Annotated in this window: 12 protein-coding genes; 6 read left to right on the forward strand and 6 right to left on the reverse strand. The window is 41.8% G+C overall.

Annotated elements, in window-relative coordinates:
• Positions 1-2 precede the first annotated feature (2 nt).
• The 3 genes from CXF62_RS03080 to CXF62_RS03090 all read left to right on the forward strand — a co-directional run bounded on the left by CXF62_RS03080 (position 3) and on the right by CXF62_RS03090 (position 3,049).
• Positions 3-1,247 (forward strand): phosphotransferase family protein, encoded by a 1,245-nt coding sequence (locus tag CXF62_RS03080; protein WP_102092864.1) that lies wholly within the window; start codon positions 3-5, stop codon positions 1,245-1,247.
• A gap of 48 nt (positions 1,248-1,295) precedes the next feature.
• Positions 1,296-2,060, forward strand: a complete 765-nt coding sequence (locus CXF62_RS03085; RefSeq protein ID WP_102092865.1) for a histidine phosphatase family protein — start codon at positions 1,296-1,298, stop codon at positions 2,058-2,060.
• 119 nt (positions 2,061-2,179) lie between these two features.
• Positions 2,180-3,049 carry an SDR family oxidoreductase gene (locus tag CXF62_RS03090; protein WP_102092866.1) on the forward strand — a complete coding sequence of 290 codons (870 nt, stop codon included), beginning with the start codon at positions 2,180-2,182 and terminating at the stop codon, positions 3,047-3,049.
• 89 nt (positions 3,050-3,138) lie between these two features.
• Here CXF62_RS03090 and CXF62_RS03095 read toward each other — a convergent pair whose 3' ends face one another.
• From CXF62_RS03095 to CXF62_RS03115, 5 genes are all read right to left on the reverse strand, one after another.
• Positions 3,139-4,839 (reverse strand): AMP-binding protein, encoded by a 1,701-nt coding sequence (locus CXF62_RS03095; protein ID WP_102092867.1) that lies wholly within the window; start codon positions 4,837-4,839, stop codon positions 3,139-3,141.
• A 639-nt stretch (positions 4,840-5,478) separates the two neighbouring features.
• On the reverse strand, positions 5,479-7,176 hold the full coding sequence (locus CXF62_RS03100; protein WP_102092868.1) for an AMP-binding protein: 1,698 nt from the start codon (positions 7,174-7,176) through the stop codon (positions 5,479-5,481).
• A 460-nt stretch (positions 7,177-7,636) separates the two neighbouring features.
• Positions 7,637-8,413: an ABC transporter permease gene (locus CXF62_RS03105; protein ID WP_201607444.1), complete on the reverse strand. Its 777-nt coding sequence runs from the start codon at positions 8,411-8,413 to the stop codon at positions 7,637-7,639.
• Between the two features lie 147 nt (positions 8,414-8,560).
• The gene (locus CXF62_RS03110; RefSeq protein WP_102092870.1) at positions 8,561-9,397 is read right to left on the reverse strand and encodes an ABC transporter ATP-binding protein; all 837 of its coding nucleotides are present in this window, start codon (positions 9,395-9,397) and stop codon (positions 8,561-8,563) included.
• A 6-nt stretch (positions 9,398-9,403) separates the two neighbouring features.
• Entirely contained in the window at positions 9,404-9,991 is a 588-nt protein-coding gene (locus CXF62_RS03115) for a thioesterase family protein (protein WP_102092871.1), read from the reverse strand.
• Between the two features lie 205 nt (positions 9,992-10,196).
• Between CXF62_RS03115 and xthA the strand changes: the two genes are divergently transcribed.
• The 3 genes from xthA (at position 10,197) to CXF62_RS03130 (ending at position 13,183) form a co-directional block, all read left to right on the forward strand.
• A complete protein-coding gene (gene xthA / locus CXF62_RS03120; protein WP_102092872.1) occupies positions 10,197-11,021 on the forward strand; it encodes an exodeoxyribonuclease III in 825 nt (274 codons plus the stop codon).
• A gap of 191 nt (positions 11,022-11,212) precedes the next feature.
• Positions 11,213-12,436: a bifunctional glutamate N-acetyltransferase/amino-acid acetyltransferase ArgJ gene (argJ, locus tag CXF62_RS03125; RefSeq protein WP_102092873.1), complete on the forward strand. Its 1,224-nt coding sequence runs from the start codon at positions 11,213-11,215 to the stop codon at positions 12,434-12,436.
• A 348-nt stretch (positions 12,437-12,784) separates the two neighbouring features.
• Complete coding sequence (locus tag CXF62_RS03130) at positions 12,785-13,183, forward strand: DUF4377 domain-containing protein (protein ID WP_102092874.1); 399 nt, start codon at positions 12,785-12,787, stop codon at positions 13,181-13,183.
• 114 nt (positions 13,184-13,297) lie between these two features.
• Here the strand turns inward: CXF62_RS03130 and CXF62_RS03135 are convergent, their stop codons facing one another.
• Entirely contained in the window at positions 13,298-14,734 is a 1,437-nt protein-coding gene (locus CXF62_RS03135; RefSeq protein ID WP_322868750.1) for an L-serine ammonia-lyase, read from the reverse strand.
• Between the last annotated feature and the right edge of the window lie 346 nt (positions 14,735-15,080).

Genomic DNA, 15,080 nt, shown 5'->3' on the forward strand with positions numbered 1-15,080 from the left:
TCATGGCAACTGATAATAAAGTACTAGACAAAGGCGGTGCCGTACGCGAGGGTGAAGAGCTTGATGCCAAAGCAGTAAGCGCATGGCTTCGCGGTCAAGGTGTCGACGTGATAGGCGAGCCTACAGTCACTCAGTTCTCAGGCGGCGCATCAAACTGGACGTATCGACTACAGTATGAGGGTGAAGATAAAAACCAAGATCTCATATTACGTCGTCCACCAAAAGGTACCAAGGCAAAATCTGCCCATGACATGGTGCGTGAGTACACCGTTCAAAAAGCATTAAAAGATGCTTATCCTTATGTACCTGAGATGATTGCGCTATGTACGGATGAAGCTGTTATCGGCGCTGACTTTTATGTGATGGAGCGGATGGAAGGTATTATCCCTCGTGCAGAATTGCCAGAAGGTATCGATCTAAATCCTGAGCAAACGCGTCTGCTTTGTACCAATGTATTAGACGCTTTGGTAGAGTTACATCAGATAGACTATACCGAGCATCCTGATTTGGTTAATTTGGGTCGCGGTGAAGGTTACTGTGAACGCCAGATCAGTGGTTGGGATAAACGGTATGTCAAAGCAAAGACGCCAAACGTACCGAGCTTTGCATTGGTCAGACAATGGCTTGCTAAGCACACACCAGCTGATAGCAAAACTTGTATCATTCATAATGATTGGCGCTTTGACAATGTCATACTTGATGCAGATGAGCCGACCAAAGTTATTGGCGTGCTCGACTGGGAGATGGCAACCCTTGGCGATCCATTGATGGACTTAGGTAGTGCGTTGGCTTACTGGATTGAAGAAGATGACAATATCGTCATGCAGCAGTTCCGTCGTCAGCCAACACATTTAGAAGGCATGATGACGCGTGATGAAGTGGTTGAATATTATCTAAAACAGTCAGGTTTAGAGATAGATAACTGGACCTTCTATGAAGTGTTTGGTTTGTTCCGCCTCTCAGGTATCATTCAACAGATCTACTATCGTTATTATCATAAGCAAACCACCAATCCAGCGTTCAAAAACGCTTGGCTCGTTATACATGTCATGCATGCTAAATGTTTGAAACTGATTGCGCAATATGAAGGCGAAGCCTTATTCAATGCGCATGTGCAGCCGCATTTAGAAGACATAGGCGTAGATGCTGCTGCTATTGAGCAGTTACCAAGCCCTGTTCAAAAAGTTGTCAAAAGTATTTTACCAAAAGGTTATTTTGCAAAAGCACCTGACTCTCCTGAAGCGTAAGTATTCAGCAAACCGTACTTTAGCAAATATGATAAAAGGTAATAATTTATGACAACCATACTTTTAGCACGTCATGGCCAAGCGTCTTTTGGACAAGAAAACTATGATCAACTCTCAGAACTAGGCACTGTTCAGGCACAAATGTTAGGTCAGCACTATGCAGCTACGCAGCGCCGTATTGATGCCATATTTACTGGTAGGTTGGTTCGACAGCAAGACTCAGCACGTCATTTTTGGGAGCGTTACCAATCATCTGTACATGTTAATAATAGCAATGGCACAGCTGTTGCGCCCGCAATCAACTTTGATCAGCCTGATAGTTATATTCTGCCGCAATTTGATGAGTTTAATCATAAAGACGTATTCGTTAAGTCAGCAGAGGCATCTGGCAATCGATCTGACATCTCAGCTGAAATCGCCAAAGCAGAATCGCCAGCGACACGACTGGCTGAGCTATTTGATCAAGCGATGCAGCGCTGGCATGCTGGTGATAATGATCAAGACTATCTTGAAAGTTGGCCACAGTTTAATAATCGTGCACAGCAAGCCCTTGAACAAGTACGTACGAAAGTAGCAAGCATGAGCTTAGATCAGGACAGCACCGTACTCGTATTCACTTCAGGCGGCGTCATCGCTGCAATCACCGCACAGTTATTGCGACAAGGCAGTCAGACGGCCTATCAGTTGAATAAAAGCTTGGTTAATACGGGTGTGACCTCTATTACTTTAAAGAATCAAAGTTCTCGCTTATTGTCTTTGAATGAATACAGTCATTTATTCTCTGATGGTAAACCATTCGTGACATGGCGATAATTTTGCGTGTAATTTTGCGAATAATATAGTGTCATATCTGCTTAAAGTATAAGCCTTATCGACGTTTATACTAAAGACCGACTTGATTCTGTGCAATATCGATATATAAAGGACGGTACATGCAAAATAAATTAATAAAATTGGTTGCTAAAAGGGCGCGCCATAGCAAAAACCAGATAGTAGGCGCGGTTCGACCTGCAAGCTATCTAAAAGACTTGAGTCAGCAGCAAGTAGGCACAGGTAAAACGGTGCTTATCACAGGTGCCAGTTCAGGTCTGGGCGAGGGTATGGCCAGACTGTTTGCTAGCCTTGGCTACAACTTGGCTATATGTGCGCGTCGCATTGATCGTTTAGAGCATTTAAAATCGGAGATGATGGACAAGTATCCTGATATCCGAGTTGAATGCCAAGCACTAGATGTGAGTGATTATGATACGGTCTTTCAAGTATTTGATGCTTTTGCAGATGATTTCGGTAGCATTGAGCGAGTAGTGGTCAATGCTGGCATTGGTGATAGTCGCCGCATTGGTAAAGGGCATTTTGAAACCAATCGTCGCACTGCCGATGTCAATTTTGTCGCCGCACTGGCACAGTGTGAAGCCGCCATGAATATCTTCCGTGCTCAGAACAATGGCCATTTGGTCGTGATATCGAGCATGTCAGCCATGCGTGGATTGCCTAGGCATCTGACAACCTATGGTGCAAGTAAAGCTGGCTTGGCTCATTTAGCAGAAGGCATTCGTGCTGATATGCTTTTGACCAATCTTCCTATCAAAGTTTCTACAATTTACCCGGGCTATATTCGCACCGAAATCAATGAAGGGTCTAAGCCATTACCATTTGAAGTCGATACAGATACTGGTACTAAAGCCATTGTCGCAGCTATCGAAGCGGGCGTAGATGAAGCCTGTGTACCGAGCCTGCCTTGGTCTATGGTCAGTCATGCGATGAAGCACTTGCCATTACAAGTAATGAATAAACTAAGTTAATAAAATTGGTTTTCCTAAGGTAGAAAAGAAGAAGCCCACTATTATTGTAGTGGGCTTCTTCTATTTGCTCTGAAATAGCAGGGCAAGTATTACAACGTTTGAGGATTATTTGACATATGCTGTTCACGAAGTTTTTGACGTAGTATTTTACCAACATTACTCTTTGGTAGTTCACTAACAAACTCAATATGACGTGGACACTTATAACCAGTCAAATTGTCCAGCGCAAATTCTTTAATGACTTCTTTAGTGACGTTATTATCGGCAGGTACGATGTAAATTTTAACCGCTTCACCTTGATTTTCATCAGGAATACCGATCACAGCACAATCGACGATGCCATCACAATCGAGCATAACTGACTCGATCTCATTCGGGAATACATTGAATCCTGAAACCAAAATCATGTCTTTCTTACGATCTAGTAGAGTAAAGTAGCCTTTCTCATCCATGCTAACGATATCGCCAGTGCGGAAGTAGCCATCGCGAGTAAAGTCATTGCTATTGTCTTTATTAAAGTATCCTGACATGACGTTTGGACCTTTGATACACATCTCGCCTGCTTGATGCATGCCAACACGCTCACCGTTTTCGTCAACCACGATAATATCGACACTCGGTACAGGTATACCAATAGTACCGTTGAACTTGCGGTCAGTGATAACGTTGGCAGTACCACCAGCCACGCCTTCAGTCATACCCCAACCTTCAACCATAGGGCAGCCAGTCACTTCTAACCAACGTGCTGCGGTTTGCTCAGTTGCCGCCATACCACCAGCTTGAGTGATACGTAACGAGCTAAAGTCCAAGTCTTTAAAGTTTGACTGGTCAAGTAACCCTTTGAATAGAGTGTTGACTGCAGGAAAGATGTGGAATGGTTGTTTTGATAACGTTTTAATAAACCCTGGCATATCGCGCGGATTAGGTACTAAGATAAAGGTATAACCTGAACGCATACCGAGCAAACTCAGCATAAAGGCAAAAATATGATACAGCGGTAAGGCCATAACCATATTGATGTATACTTCGTTGATACCTGAGGTCACAGGGCGATACCATGCCTCTGATTGCATAGCAGCAGCAACGACATTACGTTGTGTTAGGACAGCACCTTTAGATAACCCAGTCGTACCACCTGTATATTGCAAAATCGCTTTTTGTTGTAGGGTGGTTTTTGGTGCTTGAATCGGTAGGTTTTTACCCTTTTTTAATACTTCAGGGAATTTAGTGACATTGTACTTAGGGTCATTCAGGTTGTATTTTGGAACCAAGCGTTTAACCTGACGAATAACCGTATTGACCAAAATACCTTTCAGACCCATCATATCGCCCATTTTCGATAGCACGATACGTTTGATATTGGTCTCTTCAATAACTTGCTCAAGCGCTTGGGCAAAGTTGTCAACAACAAAGATAACCTGAGCGCCCGAGTCATTCAATTGGTGACGCAGTTCACGACCCGTATATAGTGGGTTTATCGGCGTACAAACATAACCTGCACGCAGAATACCAATCATAGTCGGTAGGTATTGTGGAACGTTCGGCATCATAAGAGCTACTACGCTGCCTTTAGGTAAACCTTGAGCCTGTAACCATGCTGCGACTGCCAGTGAAGCGTTATCAACATCACCATAAGTATGCGTCACACCCATACAGATAGTCATCGGATGCATACGAAAGCGGTTAAAACACTCTTCATATAACTCTATGAGGCTTTCATACTGATCCGGATTAATCGTCTTAGGTACGTTTTCCGGATATTGAGCAAGCCAAGGTTTATCTACAGTCATGATTAGCGTCCTTAAATATTAAAATAAATTAAGGCTCTATAAAAAAGTAGTCACATCCATGTCAACAATTTATATTACTGTTCCGTTAGCAAGAAATTGTCGAGTGCTATCCTATATGTTCACATACTGCTAAAATACGGGGCCCTTATAAAGTTTGATTTAATCACAGAGCATAAATATCTCATCAGATTAAAAAACAGTTAATGTTTTGGTAATGAAAATAGCTACTAGTAATGCTGCTAATCAATCGATATTAGTCATAACTATATAAGATCAAAATAACAGAAAGTATAGTGACACATTTTGGCAATACATTAACATAACTACAACCGTGTCTGTTATTCTTATACAAGAACTTGATAGTTTACAGTTAAATTTGATAAATGAAATAATATATGTTGAATAATCAGAAAATACCTAGACAAATAATTTACTTTCTTATCAAGTAATTAACATGAAATTTATTCAAAAAATGTCATATAATTGGATATAAAAGTAGATTTGTAGTAATTATAATAGAGAAATTTTATAGTTGAATGACAGAAAATAAATATACAAAAGGGCATCTTACAATTACTGTAAGATGCCTTTAGTAAAAATAAATTCATGTTTTTAGAATTTTTTAAAAATTGTCTCTATTTATACTTGCGGGTAGTCTGCATTGTGTTTTTCACGCAATTTTTGACGCAGTACTTTACCGACATTACTTTTTGGTAGGTCGCTCACAAACTCGATGTGGCGTGGACACTTATAACCCGTTAGGTTATCTAACGCAAAGTCTGTAATCACTTCTTTGGTAACGTTATTGTCTTCAGGTACTACGTATATTTTGACCGCTTCACCTTGATGACTATCAGGAATACCAATTACCGCACAGTCAAGAATGCCGTCACAGTCAAGCATCACAGATTCAATTTCGTTCGGGAATACGTTAAATCCTGAAACCAAAATCATGTCTTTTTTGCGATCTAGCAGTTTAATATAACCTTTGTCATCCATACTGACGATATCACCAGTGCGGAAATAACCATCACTAGTAAAATCAGCACTACTGTCTCTATTTAGATATCCAGAGGTTACGTTAGGGCCCTTAATACAAAGCTCGCCCCCTTCGTTTAAACCTACATGCTTGCCATCTTCATCAATAATAATGACATCTACGCCAGGTGCTGGCACACCGATAGTACCGTTAAACTCACGATTGGTAATAACGTTGGCGGTGCCGACTGCAACGCCTTCTGTCATACCCCAACCCTCGATCATCGCGCAGCCAGTTACTTCTAACCAGCGATTCGCAGTTTGCTCGGTAGCCGCCATACCACCAGCTTGTGAGATACGTAAAGAGCTAAAGTCCAAATCTTTAAAGTTAGGATTATCGAGCAGCCCCTTAAAGAGGGTGTTGACTGCAGGGAAAATATGGAACGGTTGTTTTGATAAGGTTTTAACAAATCCAGGAATATCACGTGGATTAGGTACTAGTATAAAAGTATAGCCTGAGCGCATACCAAGTAGGCTAAGCATGAATGCAAAAATATGATACAACGGCAGTGCCATCACCATATTGATATACACTTCGTTAATTTCTGATGTGATAGGGCGAGTCCATGCTTCTGATTGCATCGCTGCTGCTACGATATTACGCTGTGACAAAATAGCGCCTTTCGAAAGGCCTGTGGTACCGCCTGTATATTGTAAAAATGCTTTTTGATCCAAAGACATTTTTGGTTGCTGAAAAGGTAGGTTTTTACCTTTTTTCAATACTTCAGGAAACTTAGTGACATGGTACTTAGGATCGTTAAGGTTGTATTTGGGTACTAAGCGTTTGACCTGACGAATAATTGTATTGACCAAAATACCTTTCAAACCCATCATATCGCCCATCTTCGATAGGATGACACGTTTGATAGCCGTTTCTTCAATAACTTGCTCAAGCGCTTGGGCAAAGTTATCAACCACAAAGATTGCCTGGGCACCTGAGTCGTTAAGCTGATGGCGTAATTCTCGGCCAGTATATAGTGGGTTAACAGGGGTACAAACGTAGCCTGCACGTAGTATTCCAATCATGGTGGGCAGATACTGTGGAACGTTTGGCATCATGAGAGCGACGACACTACCTTTTGGCAAGCCTTGATTCTGTAGCCAAGCAGCGACTGCCATTGAAGCATTATCAATATCACCATAAGTATGAGTCACTCCCATACAAATGCTCATCGGATGTCCACGGAAGCGATCGAAGCATTCTTCGTACAGCTCCATGATGCTGCTATATCTATCGGGGTTAATGGTTTTTGGCACACCGGCTGGATATTGAGAAAGCCAAGGTTTGTTCGATATCATAGTTAGCATCCTTGCGATTTGGTATAGGCTAAAGTATTTTGAAAAGGTATTTGTCAATCTATCAATAGTACAAACCACCACTTATTTAGGTGGTATATACCATCTTCAATAGCATCCCTGTCTATTGATTAATAGCTAGTCTTTTGCTGCTATAACAGCATTCTATTTAATGAGTATTTAGATAAAGCATTAAATAGAACAAATAAACAAAAAGTTCAGTAATAAAAATAATGCTCGTTCTAAAACTATTTATCTGCTGCTTACAAATAAAGTATCAAAAAAACGATACATTTGAGCAATACATTAGCATGAATTTAGTCTAAAACAATAACAGTAAGCGATACTGATCAGTACATATATTAACTTATAAGAATATAGTAACTTTGTTGGCTGACAAAAGAAGGATTAGATAATTAATGTTGGTAAGCTGACAAAAAACACAGGAATGTAAATGCCAAAATTATTGCGGTAAAATAAATTGATCTTTTTTATTAAAGAAACGTCGATAAATGAGTAATGCACTGATAGTGCAGCCAAGCGTGCTGCTGACACATATCAGGAACATAGTAACTATTTGATAGCGTACGGCTTGAGTAGGATCGGCGCCTGCTAGGATTTGACCCGTCATCATGCCTGGTAAACTAACAATACCGACGACTAGCATAGAGTTTAAAGTTGGAGTCATGCCATTAGTGATAGCTGCTTTTATCTGCTCATGGACGGCTTCGAATGGCTTAGCAGATAGACTGAGCATCATCTCGATACGCCCTGATTGCTCATGAAAGGATTCGATCAATTGATTGCTCGTCAACGAAATAGCAGTCAGAGAGTTCCCTAATATCAGGCCTAATATAGGAATAATGAATTGCGGTGTATACCAAGGCTGCACATTCAAAATTGCTATAATCGCAATCGCCGTTACTAGTATTGCTGAGATACCGACTGCCAATAGCGTATCTGTTAATAACCCCTTATAGCTACGTTTAACGCGATTTTTGGCGGCACTTCCTGCAATTAGAGTCATGACCGTTAAGATAAGTAGTACTTCATACCATTGTTCACGTGCAAAAATCCACGCCAGTATCAGCCCAATAAAGCTAAGCTGTATAATCGTACGAAGTGCCGCTATCAAAAGGGTCTTGCTTAGTCTTAACCGTAAGCGCCAAGAGATGAGTAACACGATAATAATTAAACTACTGGCAAGAGCAATATCACTATAAGTGAGAAAAATTTGCATATCATTCGTACCACTCATATGAGCTTATTTAGAAAGTAATTATAGTAATAATACAAGGTGAGGGTTAAGGTTATTAACATGCTAAATTGTCTGAGCAACTATACGACGACTTACTCATTTGATTAGATATTCTTGTATAAAAGTTCTTCAAGAGTCTGCAATGAGCACACCTGCTTGCATATGCCAATGTCTATTTGCCAAAGGCATAATATCTTTTGTGTCGTGAGTCACCCATAGGAGTGTGCGCTGTGCATCTGTGTGCAACCAGTTGATAAGTAAGTTGACTAGCTGTGCTGAAGTGTCCATGTCCAAAGCAGCAGTTGGTTCATCTAGCAATAGAACTTGTGGACTAAGCTGCAATAGACGCAATGTATTGACCAGTTGACGCTCGCCACCAGATAAGTGCTTGGCGTCTTGTTGCAAAAAGTCTGCACTTCTGTCCAAATGTTCAAGCTGAGCAATATGCCAGTCTGTATCAAAAGTCTGCGACTGGTGAGCGTGCAATTGATAAGGCATTTGTAAGTTTTCAAGGACACTGCCGTCTAACAACTGTGGGTGCTGAGCGAGTAGGGCAACTTGCTGGCGCCACAGTACAGGTGAAGTCTCATGAATATCGTGATAAACATTACTTGACGTGCCATCATCCAAACGAACAGTACCACCGCTCATTGGCAATAATCCTGCTAATATTCGCAATAGTACTGATTTACCGCTACCAGACGCTCCAGTCAAAACAGTGACTTGCCCTGACAATAGCGTACCGCTCGCACCGCTTATTAGCGTTCGATCAGGAGTTGATGGCTCTTTATCCAGTGAAGCGTCTGCGGTTAGCTTGCTTGCCCATTTTTGATAAATGTTATACGGCATAGAGATTTTATTCGAGGCTTCTTTGCTATTTTTAATGCTTTGAGCATTTATCGTCCGTTGGCTATGTACCCATAGGTTATCAAATTCAAGCAACACTCTATCCGTATCTATGCTCATAGCGTTCTACTGCTGACCATTTACTTGCTCGTCGATAGCTTGTTTAATCGTAACGCGCAGTTTTTTTGGTACACGAATAGGACGCATTGGTGGGGTTGTCGCTGCAGTATCTTGTTTATCGCTGCCTATTTCATCATTACTCATTGGCTCTGGTTTGACGAGGTTTTGTACGCAGGCAATGACAATTTTGGTACTGCTTAGTAGCTGGCTATCATCTGTTTCGTTAGTACTATGATTTGGTAGATTGCGATAGATACTTTGGTAAAATATGATGCTGGCAGGTTTTAGCTCCACTTTATCAATACGTACGCTAATTACCTCATCTAATAGAATGGCTCTTTTGTATTGCAAGTCCGCCTGACTCACGACAAAATGCTGTACTTCACCACTGTCAGTCTGCAAAAAATACCCATTTAAGCCAAGCTCAGTAAACCAGTCGCGTCGGCAGTTTTCAAAAAACACCAAGTGATTGGCGTGATAGACTATACCGCCAGCATCAGTATGGTTAATATAGACGTTATAATCTTTAGCAAATAATGGTTTGGTGTCATCATTCATGGCTGATGTCGTATTTTTTTGCTTAATTGTTGTCATAGTGATGCTCGATATTCTTAATAAGTATTGTTGAATAAAAGTGTTTCAGATAGACCAATAATAGATAGTGCTTATAATAGAGTTACTCTAGCTCAAGATATCAGGCCATGCAACCGCTAGAACCGCTTACATTTGTTATCATAGCCGTTTATATTTCCCCCATTTATAGAGCGCTATATTCTAACCAATCAGTATAGGACAGTTTATGACCCGTTTTGTCAGTTTTAACATCAATGGTATCCGTGCACGTCAGCATCAGCTCGAGGCGGTGCGCGAGGTAATCGATCCTGATGTCATGGGCCTACAAGAAACCAAGGTTCATGATGATCAATTTCCGCTTAGCGATATCGAAGGACTGGGCTACCACGTCGAGTACTTTGGACAAAAAGGGCATTACGGCGTTGCACTATTATCCAAAGCTGCACCTGTATTCGTACAAAAAGGCTTCCCTGGCGAAGATGAAGAAGCCCAAAAGCGCTTTATCCATGCACGTTATGAGTTTGAAGGTCGTGAAGTGGATGTGCTCAATGGTTACTTTCCGCAAGGAGAGAGCCAAGATCACCCGACTAAATTTCCTATGAAGCGTGCTTATTATGCCAATTTGATGACTTATATTGATACGCTAAAAGCGGAAGGTCGTTCGATTATCGTCATGGGTGATATGAATATCGCACCAGAAGATATCGATATTGGTATTGGTGAAGTCAATGCCAAACGCTGGCTAAAAAATAGAAAAACCTCATTTCTGCCAGAAGAGCGCGAATGGTATTCGGCATTGATGTCGCGTGAGCTGACAGATACTTACCGTCTGCATTATCCAGAGAGCACTGAGTTATACAGCTGGTTTGATTATCGCAGTCGCGGCTTCAACGATGAACCTAAGCGCGGGTTACGTATTGATCATATTCTATGTACCTCAGACTTAATCGATAAATGTATCGATGCTGGTATCAGTTATGAGCTACGTGCTATGGAAAAACCGTCTGACCATGCACCGATTTGGTCAGCATTTGACCTAAAGAAACCGTAATACTTATATACCGTGATGCCTATATATAGTCAATCTTATGTAAACTAGGTACGATAATCAGCTTGCTCAGTTTATTAGTTATAGAGCTGAAGCTAGTGCTTCTTGTATTTGAATAAGCTTAAACTGACTATAGTATTTATCACTTCGTATTACACAAATAACGATAAAAATTGAGAAATAAGGATTTTATTATGGCTGTTGGAAATGTATCAGTACCTGACGTTATCTATCCTATCGAGGGCATCAAGCTCAGTGCTACGGCGGCAGGCGTTCGCTATAAAGACCGCGATGATCTAGTCGTCATCGAAATATCTGACAAGGCTACTACCGCGGTTGTCACCACTAAAAATACCTTTTGCGCTGCGCCAGTGCGAGTATTGCGTGAGCACTTTGCTAAAGTTAGCCCACGCTATTTAGTCACCAATACGGGTAACGCCAATGCAGGTACGGGTGCTGATGGCAAGCGCCGCGCCCTTGATATCTGTACAGCATTGGCTGAAAAGGCCGGTGTAGATACCAATACGATATTGCCATTCTCTACTGGCGTGATTGGCGAGCCGTTAAATAGTGATGCGGTCATCGCAGGTCTGGATAATGCATTGGCTAATCTAACGCCTGATAGCTGGCTAGCCGCTGCTAATGGCATTCGCACAACAGATACCATTCCTAAATTAGCCAGTCAAAAAATTGATGTGGCAGGTACTAGTTATCATGTCACTGGTATGTCTAAAGGCTCAGGAATGATACGCCCAAATATGGCGACTATGCTGGGCTATGTGGCGACAGATGCTAATATCGCTGCTGACTTATTACAAGAAATGCTAAGCGCTATCAATGAGCAGTCTTTCAACCGCATTACTGTCGATGGTGATACCTCAACCAATGACTGTTGTGTATTAATCGCAACAGGTGCTGCTAGCTCAGAGGTGATTGATAGTCCAGAGCATCCACATTATCAGCCTGTGTTCGATGCATTGGCTGATGTGTTTGTCCGTCTGGCACAACTGATTGTGCGTGATGGCGAAGGCGCTACTAAATTCATGACGGTCAAGGTGACTGGCGGTCAAACCACGCAAGAATGCTGCGATGTGGCTTATGCAGTCGCACATTCACCCTTAGTAAAAACGGCATTCTTTGCTAGTGATGCTAATTGGGGACGCATATTAGCAGCAGTGGGCTATGCTGGTATCGAAGATCTAGACACAGAGCAAGTCGATGTGTATCTAGACGAGGTAATGATTTGCCAGAATGGCGGGGTTGCACCTGACTATACAGAAGAGGCAGGCAAAACAGTCATGAGTCGACCTGAGATTACTATCCATATCGATCTTGCACGTGGTGATGCTAGCGATACCGTATATACCTGCGATCTATCATACGATTACGTCAAAATAAACGCTGATTATCGTAGCTAGTCATTCTTAGCAAAACAGAATGTGCATAGTTGTATCAAAGCCAGAACAAATATTGTTCTGGCTTTTTAGTGTCAAACTTCTGCTCAGTAGCAAATAACTCTGCTATTTAATACGCTTCATTAACATCAGTTGCAAAAGCTGACGTTACTTTACAAAGCAGTCATAGAGGGCATGACGAATAGCGGCCTATACTGGTTTCAGTAAAAAGCAAATGACCTTGTTAGCTTGTAGCAAAGCAAGATAAGGTGTTCAAAACACTAAGTTTATCTAAGTAACAATAAGTTAGTAGCTAAATCAATAAATAAGCCAGCACTAAAGAATCAATAACAATTATCTGAGGATTGAATAATGAAGAAATTAGCACTTGCAGCATTGATGACAACTTTTGCCCTTTCTGGTTGCTCTACGATGAGTATGGATGATGAGCGCACGATGGTTGTTGAAGGACAACCTATGAATGTAAAAGTAGTAAACATCCCAAGTTTTGAAGTAGAAATTGCACCGCGTAAAGCAGTGTGTGACTTGACTGCTACTGATGGCAGCATGGTTGAATCACAGTGCTTGCAGTATCGTCAGACCTATCAGAAAAACTACACTACGCTAAACGGTAATATTCAAGGCTTTACCTATGAGCCGAACTATCGTTATGTCCTAGATGTACGCCAAGAAGCAGTAACAGCAGAAGGCTCAAATATAGTGCAGCCAGTTTGGATTCTAAATGAAGTGGTATCAAAAACTGCTGAATAATATTGATAGCAATATATAGACAATAAAGCAGTTATATATGACAAAAAGGCCTCTAACGAATTAGAGGCCTTTTTACGTGTTTATTATTAGTAAATTATGTTCTGAGAAATCAAATTAGCATTGACTGTAATTGACACTGACGCCACGCGTTGCCGTAGGAATTCTATTACCAGCATAGACCGCCAGACCCCCTCGTGCTGTTTCTTTATATTTATCAGACATATCGGCACCTGTTTGCTTCATCGTTTCTATCGCTTTGTCTAAAGAGACGAAGTGCTGACCATTACCTCTACAGGCTAGACGTGCTGCATTGATTGCTTTAACTGCACCCATCGCATTACGCTCGATACAAGGCACTTGTACCAGTCCGCCAATAGGATCACAAGTAAGACCTAGATTATGCTCAATACCAATCTCTGCTGCATTTAGGCATTTTGCTGGCGTGCCGTTCATGATTTCTGCCAGTGCGGAGCCTGCCATTGCACATGCCGAACCAACCTCACCTTGGCAACCGACCTCAGCACCAGAGATTGAAGCATTTTGTTTGATAAGGCTACCGATAGCAGTGGCGTTTAGCAAAAATTTACGAACGCCATCTTGGCTGTAGTTGGGCAAAAAATCACGATAGTAGTGCAGTACGGCAGGGATGATACCTGCTGCGCCATTGGTTGGAGCTGTGACTACTTTGCCGCCATTGGCGTTTTCTTCGTTAACGGCGAGCGCGTACAAATCGACCCAGTCCATAGCGGCTAACTTATCGGTCTTGGTGATAGGTTGGTCTTTTTCAGCACATAGCTGTGTATGCAAATCTTGGGCACGGCGTTTTACATCTAATCCGCCTGGCAGAATACCGCCATTTTCACAGCCTTGTTTGACGCAGTCTTGCATCACTTCCCAAATGCTATCTAAGTAAGCAAAGATTTCTTCTTTGGCATGGAAGTGACATTCATTTGCCAGTACCAACTCGCTGATGCTCAAGTCATGCTCACGACATTGCTCTAGTAGCTCTGCTGCGTTATTGAACGGGTAGGGAACTCTATCGATGGTCGGGCTGGCATGATCTTCGTCTGGGTTAGTCGCATCTTCTTCATTGATGACAAAACCGCCACCGACTGAATAGTACGTCTGCTGATAACGAACGCCTTCAGTTGAGATAGCGCGTAGCGTCAGTGCATTAGGGTGATAGGGCAGCACGGTATCGTCATACCAGTAGATATCTTGCTCTGTATCAAAAGCAATCGTATGCGTGCCTGATACATTGAGAATCTTGTCAGAGAAGATAGGAGATAGGTAGCTACTGGTCATACGTGTGTCTATTGTGCTAGGCGTATGTCCAAGCAGTCCTAACAATATAGCCGTATCCGTCGCATGGCCTTTTCCAGTCGCTGCCAAAGAGCCATACAGTTCAATCTCAATGGTCTTAACCGCATTCAGTTCCATCTGCTCAGTTAGCGAGGTCAAAAATAAGTTTGCAGCGACCATCGGTCCGACGGTATGCGAACTGGATGGGCCGATGCCGATTTTAAATAAATCAAAAACACTGATCATAATAAATCACCAAAAATTTTAAGCGCTTTAGCCTATTTTATCCATGGCATTGGGCGCTTTTGTGAAAAATATAATAGACAGCCATCGCTCCTAGTCACCATTGATAGGTGGGCGCGAGACACTATTTATGAAGGTTATAAGGTAAATGAGCACTGAGGGCAGTTGAATAATAACTTTTATTTATTTTGAAACTCCGTTATCATGCTCGCAGTCAACAACTATGTAACATCCTGTAAGTTGGTTATCATCGTAAAATAATACGGATATGTCTGACTGAATTTTCAGTCAGACATATCCGTATTCATACATCTAGCAAGATATGGCTATCATACCAAATAATACTTTTGGT

Origin of the sequence: Psychrobacter sp. MES7-P7E (assembly GCF_002863645.1) — a bacterium.
Lineage (GTDB): Bacteria > Pseudomonadota > Gammaproteobacteria > Pseudomonadales > Moraxellaceae > Psychrobacter.

Excerpts from the sequence above, each read along its gene's own strand:
- CXF62_RS03090 (WP_102092866.1), top strand. The coding sequence starts at position 2,180 with ATGCAAAATAAATTAATAAAATTGGTTGCTAAAAGGGCGCGCCATAGC.
- CXF62_RS03100 (WP_102092868.1), bottom strand. The coding sequence starts at position 7,176 with ATGATATCGAACAAACCTTGGCTTTCTCAATATCCAGCCGGTGTGCCA.
- CXF62_RS03110 (WP_102092870.1), bottom strand. The coding sequence starts at position 9,397 with ATGAGCATAGATACGGATAGAGTGTTGCTTGAATTTGATAACCTATGG.
- CXF62_RS03085 (WP_102092865.1), top strand. The coding sequence starts at position 1,296 with ATGACAACCATACTTTTAGCACGTCATGGCCAAGCGTCTTTTGGACAA.
- argJ (WP_102092873.1), top strand. The coding sequence starts at position 11,213 with ATGGCTGTTGGAAATGTATCAGTACCTGACGTTATCTATCCTATCGAG.
- CXF62_RS03105 (WP_201607444.1), bottom strand. The coding sequence starts at position 8,413 with ATGCAAATTTTTCTCACTTATAGTGATATTGCTCTTGCCAGTAGTTTA.
- xthA (WP_102092872.1), top strand. The coding sequence starts at position 10,197 with ATGACCCGTTTTGTCAGTTTTAACATCAATGGTATCCGTGCACGTCAG.
- CXF62_RS03130 (WP_102092874.1), top strand. The coding sequence starts at position 12,785 with ATGAAGAAATTAGCACTTGCAGCATTGATGACAACTTTTGCCCTTTCT.
- CXF62_RS03080 (WP_102092864.1), top strand. The coding sequence starts at position 3 with ATGGCAACTGATAATAAAGTACTAGACAAAGGCGGTGCCGTACGCGAG.
- CXF62_RS03095 (WP_102092867.1), bottom strand. The coding sequence starts at position 4,839 with ATGACTGTAGATAAACCTTGGCTTGCTCAATATCCGGAAAACGTACCT.
- CXF62_RS03115 (WP_102092871.1), bottom strand. The coding sequence starts at position 9,991 with ATGACAACAATTAAGCAAAAAAATACGACATCAGCCATGAATGATGAC.